Origin of the sequence: Phaeobacter sp. CECT 5382, assembly GCF_001457775.1 — a bacterium.
Classification (GTDB): domain Bacteria; phylum Pseudomonadota; class Alphaproteobacteria; order Rhodobacterales; family Rhodobacteraceae; genus Pseudophaeobacter.
On the sequence record NZ_CYSG01000021.1, the window covers coordinates 24396 to 36961 of the forward strand.

Here is a 12566-nt window from a genome sequence, read left to right on the forward strand (position 1 = left end):
CCGTTATTCAGCCGCTACGCCGGTGGAACCGGACGTAGGTTTTAGGGGTTCATCCATGCGCGACAGCATATCGCGCACTTGCGGGCAGCCGGCGTTGGGGTCGGGACCAAAGAGCACTTCACTCTCCTCCCAGACCTCGTCCAGCGCTTCCAGATCGTTGGGGTCTACTTCAGGCTGCTCCAGCAGCTCAGCCACCGCAGCCTTGTCGGCCTCGACACCTGCGAGCTGTAAAAGAGCGGCGAACACAGCACCATAAGCGCTTTCGCGACGGGCAAGCCGTTCGCTCAAAGCTTCAAAGATATGGGCCGCGTCCGCCAAAGTATCCTGTGCTTCGGCAAGGGGACGCGTCGACAGGAATTCCAACAAAACAGGCAAATGATCCGGCAGCTCAGAGGTATTGGGCTCAAAGCCACCATCACGGTAGGTCTCAATCAACGACACCATGGCGCCGCCACGATCGCGGCTCTCGCCGTGCACGTGCTCAAACAGGTTGAGGCTGAGGGTGCGCGAGCGATCAAAGAGCATGACGTATTTCTCTTCGAGGTCGTAGATATCATCACTGCGCAGGGTATCTACCAAGGGGCGCAACGCGCGCCGTGCCGCCGCCGTCAGCCGGGTATCAGAGGCGAGAACGCCTCCGATTTCAGACATGGCACCCTGAAGCTCCCTGGTGGGGTAGCTCAAAAGCAGGGAAATCGCTTTTAACGTCCGGTCCATCAGCGCAGCTCCTCAGGCATTTTCAAAGGTTTCTTGGAGCCGCCAAACAGCGAGCCCTTGTTGATACCAGGGGAGCACCCATTGGTGTCGGTAAAGCCGCAGCCGCCGCGTAGATCGTAGGCTTCCTCGACCTGTTCACGGTGGGTTGTGGGGATGACAAAGCGGTCTTCGTAGTCCGCCAAAGCCATGATTTTATACATGTCCTCGATCATCTCCCCATCGAGGCCCACCTTGGCCGCGACGGCCTCGTCACGAACACCGTCAACGGTTTTGGCGCGCATATAGCTGCGCATCGCCAGCATCCGTTCCAGCGCCAGCGCCACGGGCTCCTCGTCGCCTGCGGTCAGCATATTGGCGAGGTAGCGCAGCGGGATGCGCAGGTTGCGCACGTCGGGCATGGCACCATCCATACCAATCGCGCCGGCCTCAGCCGCGTTCTGGATGGGCGACAGTGGCGGGATGTACCAGACCATGGGCAGCGTGCGATATTCGGGGTGCAGCGGGAAGGCCACCTTCCACTCCATCGCCATCTTCCAGATCGGGCTGGCCTGCGCCGATTTGATCCAGTCCTCGGGGATACCATCGGCGCGGGCGGTTTCAATCACCTGCGGATCGTTGGGGTCCAGGAAGACATCCAGCTGCGCGTCATACAGATCAGTTGTGGCGGGCGCATTGGCCGCCTCTTCGATCTTATCCGCATCATAGAGCATCACGCCCAGATAGCGGATCCGACCGACGCAGGTCTCGGAGCAAACCGTTGGGTTGCCGCTTTCAATCCGGGGATAGCACAGGGTGCATTTCTCGGATTTGCCGCTCTGCCAGTTGTAGTAGATCTTTTTGTAGGGACAGCCCGAGACACACATCCGCCAGCCGCGGCATTTCTCCTGATCAATCAGGACGATGCCGTCTTCTTCGCGTTTGTAGATCGCCCCCGATGGGCAGGCGGCAGCACAGGCCGGGTTCAGACAGTGCTCACACAGGCGGGGGAGATACATCATGAATGTATTCTCGTACTCCCCGTAGATCTCCTTTTGGATGCCCTCGAAGTTGTAGTCCTCAGACCGTTTCGAGAACTCACCGCCCAGGATCTCTTCCCAGTTCGGACCCTTGTTGATCTTCTCCATCCGCTCGCCGGTGATCTTCGATCTTGGACGTGCGGTGGGAAAGGCTTCCAGTTCGGGCGCTGATTTCAGGTGATCATAGTCAAAATCGAAGGGCTCGTAGTAGTCATCGATTTCGGGCAGATCCGGGTTGCCAAAGATATTGGCCAGGATCCGCCATTTGCTGCCCTGTTTAGGCTGGAGTTTCCCCCCGCGGGTCCGCTCCCAGCCGCCATTCCAACGGTCCTGGTTTTCCCAGTCGGTGGGATAGCCTGTGCCGGGCTTGGTTTCCACATTGTTGAACCAAGCGTATTCGACACCGTCGCGGCTGGTCCAGACGTTTTTACAGGTGACGGAACATGTGTGGCACCCGATGCATTTATCGAGGTTCAGCACCATGCCGATTTGAGCGCGTACTCTCATTCTGCTGCCTCCTTCTGGGTTGCTTCCCGGTCGAGCCAGTCGACCTTTTTCATTTTGCGCACCACAACAAATTCATCGCGGTTGGCACCGACAGTTCCGTAGTAGTTGAAGCCATAAGACTGCTGCGCATAGCCGCCGATCATATGGGTGGGTTTCAGCACAGTCCGGGTCACAGAGTTGTGGATCCCGCCACGTTTTCCGGTCTTCTCAGAGCCGGGCGTGTTCACGATTTTCTCCTGCGCGTGATACATGAACGTGGTGCCATCCTTGATCCGCTGCGACACCACCGCCCGCGCGGTCAGTGCGCCGTTGGTGTTGTAAAGCTCGATCCAGTCGTTGTCCTTGATGTTGGCCTTTTTGGCGTCGTTTTCAGACAGCCAGACCACCGGACCACCGCGGTTGAGCGTCAGCATCAGCAGGTTGTCGGAATAGGTTGAATGGATCCCCCATTTCTGGTGGGGCGTGATAAAGTTCAACACCAGATTGTCGCCATCGTCCTGCACATCCTTGGTGATGGTTTTCAAATCCACCGGAGGCCGGTAGGACATGAATCCTTCACCAAAGGCGCGCATCCACAGGTGATCCTGATAGAGCTGCTGACGCCCCGTCAGGGTCCGCCATGGGATCAACTCATGCACGTTGGTGTAGCCCGCATTATAGCAGACCTTCTCGCTTTCCAGACCGGACCAGGTCGGAGAGGAGATGATCTTGCGCGGTTGCGCCGCGATATCGCGGAAGCGGATCTTTTCGTCTTCCTTGGGTTTCGCCAGATGGGTGTGATCAATGCCAGTGAACTGCGACAGGGAATCCCAGGCTTTCACCGCGACCTCACCGTTGGTTTCCGGCGCCAGCATCAGCACAACCTCGGTCGCGTCAATGTCAGTGACGATCTTGGCACAGCCCTTGGCCGGGCCTTCCGTCCATTCCCCGTTCAGCTCGCGCAGATGCTGCACTTCGTGTTCGGTGTTCCAGGCGATGCCTTTGCCGCCATTGCCGATTTTATCCATGAGCGGGCCAAGTGCGACGAAGCGGTCGTAGATCGCCGTATAGTCACGCTCAACCGGGATGTAGTTTGGTGCGGTCTTGCCGGGAATGAGGTCACATTCGCCTTTCTTCCAGTCTTTGACCTGATCCTGCGCCAGTTCCGCCGGCGTGTCGTGCAGCAGTGGGAGTGCTACAATATCGGTCTCCTTACCGAGGACCTCAGGCGCAACTTCCTGCACCTTCTTGGCGATGGATTTGAAGATCTCCCAGTCGGATTTGCTCTCGTAGGCCGGGTCCACAGCCGCCTGCAGCGGGTGGATGAACGGGTGCATATCCGAAGTATTGAGGTCGTTCTTCTCATACCAGGAGGCCGTTGGCAGCACGATGTCGGAATAGACCGCGGTGGTGCTCATCCGGAAATCGATGGTGACCAGCAGATCGAGTTTACCTTGCGGGCCTTCCTCGTGCCATTTGGCCTCTTTGGGCAGTTGCCGTCCTTCTTCGCCAAGATCCTTACCCATGACGCCGTGATCGGTGCCAAGCAGGTGCTTGAGGAAGTATTCATGGCCTTTGCCGGAAGATCCCAACAGGTTAGAGCGCCAGACAAAGAGGTTGCGCGGCCAGTTTTCGGGCGCATCCGGATCTTCGCAGGACATTTCCAATTCGCCAGACTTCAGCTGCTCAGCAACATATGTCGGGATATCCTTGCCAGCCTCTTTGGCCTGTTTCGCCACTTCCAGCGGGTTGGTCTTGAGCTGCGGTGCCGATGGCAGCCAGCCCATGCGTTCAGCCCGGACGTTGTAGTCGATGAGGTTAATGTCCCAGTCGCCTGCGGGGGCGGTGGGCGACAGGATCTCATCGGCGTCGAGGGTCTCGTAGCGCCATTGATCGGTATGGGCATACCAGGCCGACGTTGCGTTCATGTGACGTGGCGGGCGACCCCAGTCGAGGGCAAAGGCCAATGGCTGCCAGCCAGTCTGCGGACGCAGTTTTTCCTGGCCCACATAGTGCGCCCAGCCACCACCGGACTGCCCCACGCAACCACACATGACCAGCATGTTGATGACCGCGCGATAGTTCATATCCATGTGGTACCAGTGGTTCATAGCCGCGCCGATGATGACCATGGATTTGCCTTTGGTCTTTTCAGCGTTCTGGGCGAATTCACGGGCAACGTGGATGATCTTGTCACGCGACACGCCAGTGATCTTCTCGGCCCAGGCAGGGGTGCCGGGCATCTCGTCGTCATAGTCCTTGGCAACCCAGTCACCGCCCAGGTTCCGGTCGAGACCATAGTTGGCGCAGTAAAGGTCGAAAACCGTTGCGACCTGAATATCGCCTTCAGCAGTCTTGATTGTTTTGACCGGGATATTACGGGTCAAAACATCTGGGTGATCCGCGTCTGTCGCAAAGGCTTCGGTTGCTTCGCCACCAAAGTAGGGGAAGTCCACACCCAGCACATCATCATGGTCTTCTTCCATGATCAGCGACATTTTCAAGTTGGTGTCGGCGTCCTTGGCTTTTTCTTGCAGGTTCCATTCGCCATCTTCGCCCCAGCGATAGCCGATCGAGCCATTTGGCGCGACCAGACCACCTGTGGCCTCGTCCCAGGCGATGGTTTTCCATTCCGGGTTATTTTCTTCACCCAGTTTGCCATCCAGATCATCGGCGCGCAGGAAGCGGCCCGGCAGGATACGTCCGTCTTTTTCTTCCAGCTTCACCAGCATGGGGAAGTCGGAATACTTGCGGCAGTATTCTTCAAAGTACTCGGCCTGACGGTCGAGGTGGAATTCACGCAGGATCACGTGGCCAAAGGCCATGCCAAGTGCTGCATCGGTGCCCTGTTTGACGTTCAGCCAGACATCGCCAAACTTGGCGGCCTCGGAATAGTCGGGGCAGATGACGGCGGATTTGGTGCCACGATAGCGCGCTTCAGTATAGAAATGCGCATCCGGTGTACGGGTCTGCGGCACGTTGGAGCCCCAGAGCAGCAGATAACCAGAGTTATACCAGTCCGCAGATTCAGGGACGTCGGTCTGCTCGCCCCAGACCATCGGCGAGGCCGGTGGCAAATCGCAGTACCAGTCATAAAACGACATGCAGACGCCGCCCATCAGCGACAGATAGCGCGAGCCCGCAGCGTAAGAAATCATCGACATCGCCGGAATGGGCGAGAAGCCAAAGATCCGGTCCGGGCCGTAGGTCTTGGTGGTATAAAGATTGGCAGCCGCCGTGATCTCGGTGGCCTCGTCCCAAGTGGCGCGCACAAAGCCGCCCAGCCCCCGGGTCTCCACGTAAGAGGCCCGCAGGATCGGGTCGTTCTGCAGCTTGGTCCATGCCTCAATCGGGCTCATGGTGGCGCGCATCTTGCGCCAGATCTTCATCAGGCGACCCCGCACCAGCGGGTTTTTCACCCGGTTGGCGGAATAGAGATACCAGCTGTAGCTGGCGCCACGGGCACAGCCGCGGGGTTCATGGTTCGGCAGATCGGGCCGCGTACGGGGGTAATCCGTCTGCTGTGTTTCCCAGGTGACGATCCCGGACTTCACATAGATCTTCCAGGAACAAGACCCGGTACAGTTCACCCCATGGGTGGAGCGCACGATTTTATCGTGGCGCCAGCGGTTGCGGTAGGTGTCTTCCCAGTCGCGGTTTTCACGGGTGACCTGGCCGTGACCGTTGGAGAACGTTTCAAGTTCTTTGGACTGAAGGAAGTTTAGCCGGTCGAGCAGATGGCTCATGGGGTCTCTCCTTGGGGTAGCGGGCGGATTGGCGGGCTGGCCCCGGCCAGCAGGTGGCCGGGGCGAAGGTGCTTTGGGAGTTTAGGGGTTCTTGATGTAGGCGCCGGGGCGCAGGTAGAACCACCAGTTGATCAGGATGCAGACACCGTAGAAGACTGCAAAACCGTAGAGCGCGTACTCAGGAGTTGCGGCTTTGATCTGCTCACCAAACACTTTGGGGATGATGAATGCGCCGTAAGCAGCAACAGCGGCGGTCCAGCCCAGAACCGGGCCAGCCTGTTCTTTGTTGAAGGCCACCGCGATGGTGCGGAAGGTCGAGCCATTGCCGATACCGGTGGCAGCAAACAAGATCAGGAACAGTACCATGAAGGGGAAGAAATACTGCTCAGGCGTTGCCGAAACATAGGCCTGCTTGAGGAAGTAAGCGACGCCCAAGGCCGAGGCCACCATGACAATCGAGATCCACTGCGTAACCCGGGCACCGCCCAGTTTGTCAGCAATCATACCACCAACGGGACGGATCAAGGCGCCAATAAAGGGCCCCATCCAGGCATACATCAGGGCAGATGGGCCATTGGGATTGGCAAGATCGTGGGTCATGATGCCGTCAACTTCAACGTGCTGGAAGCCAAAGACCACTTTGATCGCCAGAGCAAAGGTCGCCGCATACCCGATGAAAGAGCCAAAGGTCATGGTATAGATCACGGTCATCGCCCAGGTGTGCTTGTTACCAAAGATCTTGTATTGACGGGTGAGGTTTTGACCAACCTGCCCAGGGATCAGCTTCAGCATGAACACGGTCAGCGCGATCACGATGGGCAAGACGATCCATTTCGAGATCATGAAGCCAGACCCACCAACCTTAGCAGGCAGCATCAGCCACAACCCGATTGCAGCAGCAACAAAGCCAATCAGCAGCATGAAGGTAATGGTCGAGAAGGCACCAACAGGGCTGGGGATATCCGGGCTGACATGTTCATCGCGGATATTGTTCATGCCAAACCAACCGGCAAAGGCCAGCGGAATCAGAGCCAGGAGCCAGACATAGCCCGCATTGTGGATATAGGTCTCGGTGCCCGCTGGGATCTTACCAATCAGAGTACCAGAGGTGTTTTCGAGGATCATTGGCTCGCCGCCAAACAGACCAAATGTCATCACCAGTGGGATAACGATCTGCATGGTGGTCACACCAAAGTTGCCCAGGCCTGCGTTCATGCCCAGCGCATAGCCCTGCACTTTTTTGGGGTAGAAGAACGAGATGTTGGACATCGAGGAGGAGAAGTTACCGCCACCGATACCCGACAGGAAGGCCAGCACCTGGAACTGCCAGAGCGGCGTATCAGGGTTTTGCAGTGCAATACCGGCACCCACGGCGGGGATCATCAACAGGGCTGTTGTAAAGAAGATAGTGTTTCGACCACCCGCGATGCGGATAAAGAAGGTCGAAGGAATACGCAGCGTCGCACCAGTCAGACCGGCGATGGCGGCAAGCGTAAACAGCTCGGATTTTTCAAAGCTAAAGCCAAGGTTGATCATCTGCACGGTGATGATGCCCCAGTAGAGCCAGACCGCAAAGCCGCAGAGCAGCGAGGGGATCGAGATCCACAGGTTCCGGGTGGCGATGGCTTTCCCCGTAGAGGCCCAATAGCTCTCGTCCTCCGGGGTATAGTTTCTTAGGTCTTGTCCCACGTTTTTCCTCCTCATCATGAGGTTGCGGCGGACCGGGAGAGGTCCGCCAATTTTTGAATTCAGGATTTCTGTGCTTCTGGGTGGTTGGCGTTCCACTCCTCGACCACTGCGACCGACTGGGCCAGCGCGGTGTTGGCGCGCTGTGCACGCACTCGCAGGGCGTCCAGGGAAGCATGTTCAAAGTTGGCTTTCTCCTCTTCTTCCTGCGCTTCAGAGAAGCGGACAAAGAAGGCGAGAACCGAGGCACAAGCGACAGTGACACCGATGACAAAGAAGACATCTGGCCACTCCATGGTGCCTTTGAACAGGAAGCCCGCAGCCACCGCACCGGCGTTACCGCCCGCACCAACCACACCGGCAACCGCGCCAAGCGCTTTTTTGTTGATGAAGGGAACCACCGAGTAGGTCGCGCCTTCGGCCATCTGAGTGAACAGCGAGAAGATGATCAGCATTGGCAGCGCCAGGAACAGCACCTGCATCTGGCTGAACACCATCAAAGCACAGCCTTCACCCAACAGCACGATGAAGAGCCAGAAGCTGCGACCTTTGAGGCCCCAGAGAGCGCCGAAGTTGTCGCCAAAGATGCCACCAAGGGTCCGGGCAAAGATGTTCATCAAACCAAAGGAAGCCGCAACACCACCCGCAGCCACCAGGCTCAGGTCGAAGTAGTCATAGAAGTAGAGCGCTGCGACGTTGTTGACGGTGAGCTCGATGCCAAAGCAGGCACCGTAAATCAGGAACAGGATCCAGACGCGGTAATCTGCCATGGCTTTGAAGTAGTCTGCGGTGACCGACTTCTTGTGCGGCAGCATGTTTTTCTCACGCAGCTCTTTGAAGTTGCCGTCAGGCGCATCCTGGGTCAGGAAGTAATACGCGATACCGACCACAAAGATCACGCCACCCACAACCATCATCGACATGCGCCAGCCTTCGGCGTCGGTGAAACCAAAGCCGATGACAAACATCGAAAACACCATGGGCATGGCAAACTGAGTGACGCCGCCACCAAGGTTACCCCAACCGGCCGACGTGGCGTTGGCGGTGCCAACCACATTGGGCGCGAACATCACAGTGGTGTGGTATTGGGTGATCACAAAGGAGGCCCCGATCACACCGATCAGCAGACGGAAGAACAGGAATGTTTCAAAACTGTCCGCCAGACCGATGCCCGCCACTGGAAAAGCGCCAAAAACCAGCAGGTAGGTATAGGACAACCTTGGACCGATGCGGTCACAGAGCCAGCCGATAAAGAAGCGCGCAAAGACCGTCACCGCCACCGAGGCGATGATCGACCAACCAACTTGCGATTTTGTCAGCTCCAGCTCTTCGCGCACAATGATCATCAGCGGCGCGATGCCGAACCAAGCAAAGAAGCAGGAGAAAAAGGCGAACCACGTCATGTGGAACGTCCGGATCTGCACCATCCGAACGTTGAAGAAATTTCGCCGGAGGCTTGTTGCCTTTTTCTGGATTTCCATCGGTGTCCCTCCGAATTTGACGAAAGACCCGCTGAGGCGGGCGTTGCATGAGACCTGCGCCCATACTCCCCCCGCCGGTTTGATTTAGATCATAAATCACCAAAAAAACGTTCAAAATAAACGCCTTACAAACTTTTGTCATGTGAGAGAATAGGAATGCGCATGTAGAAATCCGGCGGAAATCAAGCGGGCAGTTGACATTTATCAAGTGAACGCGTGATCTACATGCGAACAAAACTCAGCTGGTGACGCTAGGCATGCCCGATTCACATCTCTCGGAAATTCGGGACCTGCATCTTTTTGCCGATATGCAAGAAGCCCATTTTGAACGGCTCATCCGCGCTTCATATGTGCAGAATTTCCCGCCTCAGATTGAACTTATCTCCGAAGGCGATCCAAGTGATTTTCTGCATATTCTGGTGACGGGCTCGGTGGATCTGTTTTCGTCCTGGAACGACCGTGAGACCAGCATGGCTACGGTCCGCCCCATTTCGACCTTCATTCTGGCAGCCACCGTAAAGGACGCGCCCTATTTGATGTCGGCCCGCACCATGGAAAAAAGCCGCATTATGCTGATCCCCAGTCAGGACGTGCGCGAGGCGTTTTCAAATGACGGCCAATTTGCCCGTGCCATCGTCGATGAGCTGGCTCAATGCTATCGCGGCGTTATCAAAAACACCAAGGATCTGAAACTGCGCACCTCGCTGGAGCGGCTGGCCAACTATCTGTTGCGCCAGCAGATTCGTTCGGGTGGAGGGGCAAGTTTCACGCTGGACGCGGAAAAACGCCGCCTCGCCTCGGTCCTTGGCATGACTTCGGAAAACTTGAGCCGCGCCTTCAAGGGGTTGCGCCCCTACGGTGTGCAGGTGAAGGGGGCCGAGATCACCATCACCAATCAGGCCGATCTCGAAGGTTTCGCCAAACCGAACCCGCTGATCGACAACCGCAGCCCTTGAGCTGATGTCTGTCTGGTCAGGAGATCCCTGACAACCCATCCCTAGCAGACGTCAGTGCCGCAGGATTTCAAGCCGGGCGCATAACCCCTTGCTACGTCCCTGACTGCCGCCCTCAGTTCGACTGCCCTGCTCAAAGCTGAGACTGCCGCCATGCTGTTCGGCCACCGTCGCCACGATGGTCAGGCCAAGACCAAAGCCATCGATTGATTTGGTATTGGCGCCGCGTTGAAACGGGGCCAGCACGGCTTCGATATCTGCGACGGTCAGTTCTGACCCTTCATCCTCGACGGTGATTACCGCCCGTTCAGATGTCGCTTCCAGGCGCACCTCGGCGCGGCGGCCATATTTCAGGGCATTATCCACCAGATTGGTCAGTGCGCGTTGCAACAACAGCGGGCGGGCCGTGACGAGAACCCGGCGCGCATCCGCCAGGCCGGACAGATCCCCCTGCCCCGTGCGCAGCGAAAACAACGACTGTGCCCCCTGCATCACTTCGGGTGGGGCTGCGACATAGCTCACGGGGCGCCCCAGATCCTGATAATCGGCCACCAGTGCTTCGACCAGCGCGCTCAGCGATATCTGGCGCGGGGTCTCCAGGCTGAGCTCGGAGCGTGTATAGGTTAGAACACTTTCGATCATGCCAGTCATACTGTCGATATCGGCCTCCAGCCTGCCGCGCAGTTCCGCGTCTGCAATCAGCGCTGCACGCAGCCGTAAGCGGGTGGCAGGCGTGCCCAGATCATGACTGACCCCGGACAGAACCGTCGCCCGTTTGGTAATCTGTTGGCGCGCGCCTTCAAGGTGGTCGTTCACCGCGCCCACGATCTGTTGCAGCTCTTGGGGGCCTTCGGCAGAATACCGATCAGGCCCCCCCAAGGTCCGGCGCTGGCGCAGCTGGCTAGCAAAGGCGCCAAAGTTTGCCACGGTGTCGGCGCTGAGGCTGAGCAGGATCGCCAGTGCCACAGCCGCCAGAAGCACCGCCAATAGCCGCAGGTCAGCGGGAGCGGCCGTGCAGCCCCAAACCTGAGTGCCATCAATGCGCTGCCAGCTGCCCTCGCCCAGGCGGGCAAAGACAATCGGCATGCTGCAATAGCGCGCCAGAAGACGCGTGATTCCGCCCAGTTTCTGCGCCGCCGTCTGGCCTGCGTCCGAGACCAGCTCTGACACGGCATATTGCAGATCGCCGGAGACCACCGCCAGACGCAGTACCGCGCCGCCGGGGTCAGGGCGGATCGACACATCCGTGACAAAGCCCGGTTTTGGCAGATCGGGCAACTGCCGGATCCACTGGCTGCCGGTTTGGTGCGCCAGCGCCTGCGGCACGGGTTGAACCGTCACCCCAGTCGGCACAGGCGCCCCGTGCTGCAGGCTGTGAAACAGCAATACACCAGCGGTTTCACTGCGGTTGAGATGGCTTTGCCAGGCGCTCACCGACTGCAACCAGAGACCTGCTGTCACAAGGCCGATCACAAACCCTGTCACCACCCAGATCCGGCTCAGCGTCTTGAGCCGCAGCGCCCGCCTCATTGCGGCTCTTCCACCGTGATATCGACTGCAAGGATATAGCCGGTCCCACGGGCAGTACGCAGCATCTGCGGCTCTTTCGGGTCGGTTTCGATCTTGGAGCGCAATCGCCCGACAAGCATGTCGATGGCCCGCCCCGAGATTTCTGCCCCGCCCTCGCCTGTCCCATCACCTGCGCGCGCGTCATCCAGCGCCAGATGGATCTCTTCGCGGGTCAGGGGAATATGCGGATTGGCCAGAAACACCTTCAGCAGATCCGTCTCGCGTTGCGACAGTGCCACCTGAAAGCCCTGCGGCGACAAGACTTCATCGCGCTTGCCATCATAGATCCAGCCGCCAAAGCGAAACAGCGAAATTTTGCGGCGGTACACCAGCGACGCACTGCGGCTGGCGCGCAGCAAAACCGCCCGCAGCCGCGCCAGCAACAGCTGCGGATTGAACGGCTTGGCAATATAGTCGTCCGCACCACCCGCATAGCCGGCCATGCGTTGATGATCCTGCGATAGGGCCGACACCAGAATAATCGGCACATCCTGGTCGGCGCGCAGCCGGGCGCAGATCTCAACGCCATTCTCAGCCCCCAGCATCACATCCAGCAAGATCAGATCAATGCGCCCCGCCTGCAGATGCGCCTGTATCTCCGCCTCAGTCTCGGCAGGCAGCGCGATAAAGCCATTCTGCTGCAGAAACTGCGTCAGCATGGCACGCGTTTCGGCGTCGTCATCAACCACCAAAAGACGGGGAATCGTCATATCTGTTGTCTCTCGCCACTCATTGCGCCATGCAAATCACCTGGCGCCGGTTTCTGGTCTTTGTTGCGACAGGTTTCGATACAGACTGCCCCATTTTCAAGTCTCAGGTAACAAGTTGTAACGGATCAGCAGGTTTTCTTTGTATCGCCCCCATGATGCCCCGGCTCAGCCATTGCGACACGGGCCCGCCCTGACGCAGGCT

Annotated in this window: 8 protein-coding genes; 1 reads left to right on the forward strand and 7 read right to left on the reverse strand. The window is 58.2% G+C overall.

Annotated features, from left to right (window positions below):
* Positions 1–3 precede the first annotated feature (3 nt).
* The 5 genes from narJ to PH5382_RS16815 form a co-directional block, all read right to left on the reverse strand.
* Positions 4–717 (reverse strand): nitrate reductase molybdenum cofactor assembly chaperone, encoded by a 714-nt coding sequence (narJ, locus tag PH5382_RS16795; protein WP_058335555.1) that lies wholly within the window; start codon positions 715–717, stop codon positions 4–6.
* Positions 717–2240, reverse strand: a complete 1524-nt coding sequence (gene narH / locus PH5382_RS16800) for a nitrate reductase subunit beta (protein WP_058335556.1) — start codon at positions 2238–2240, stop codon at positions 717–719. The genes narJ and narH overlap by 1 nt, the downstream gene beginning before the upstream one ends.
* Positions 2237–5965: a nitrate reductase subunit alpha gene (locus PH5382_RS16805; protein WP_058335557.1), complete on the reverse strand. Its 3729-nt coding sequence runs from the start codon at positions 5963–5965 to the stop codon at positions 2237–2239. Before PH5382_RS16805 ends, narH begins: the two co-directional genes overlap by 4 nt.
* 81 nt (positions 5966–6046) lie before the next feature.
* Positions 6047–7654 (reverse strand): MFS transporter, encoded by a 1608-nt coding sequence (locus PH5382_RS16810; RefSeq protein WP_197410067.1) that lies wholly within the window; start codon positions 7652–7654, stop codon positions 6047–6049.
* A gap of 59 nt (positions 7655–7713) precedes the next feature.
* On the reverse strand, positions 7714–9054 hold the full coding sequence (locus tag PH5382_RS16815) for an MFS transporter (protein ID WP_231751915.1): 1341 nt from the start codon (positions 9052–9054) through the stop codon (positions 7714–7716).
* A gap of 335 nt (positions 9055–9389) precedes the next feature.
* On the opposite strand from PH5382_RS16815, the gene PH5382_RS16820 reads away from it, so the two are divergent.
* The gene (locus PH5382_RS16820) at positions 9390–10088 is read left to right on the forward strand and encodes a cyclic nucleotide-binding domain-containing protein (RefSeq protein ID WP_058335559.1); all 699 of its coding nucleotides are present in this window, start codon (positions 9390–9392) and stop codon (positions 10086–10088) included.
* A gap of 51 nt (positions 10089–10139) precedes the next feature.
* On the opposite strand, the gene PH5382_RS16825 is transcribed toward PH5382_RS16820, so the two are convergent.
* Complete coding sequence (locus tag PH5382_RS16825; RefSeq protein ID WP_058335560.1) at positions 10140–11615, reverse strand: sensor histidine kinase; 1476 nt, start codon at positions 11613–11615, stop codon at positions 10140–10142.
* Positions 11612–12364 carry a response regulator transcription factor gene (locus tag PH5382_RS16830; RefSeq protein WP_058335561.1) on the reverse strand — a complete coding sequence of 251 codons (753 nt, stop codon included), beginning with the start codon at positions 12362–12364 and terminating at the stop codon, positions 11612–11614. The genes PH5382_RS16825 and PH5382_RS16830 overlap by 4 nt, the downstream gene beginning before the upstream one ends.
* Between the last annotated feature and the right edge of the window lie 202 nt (positions 12365–12566).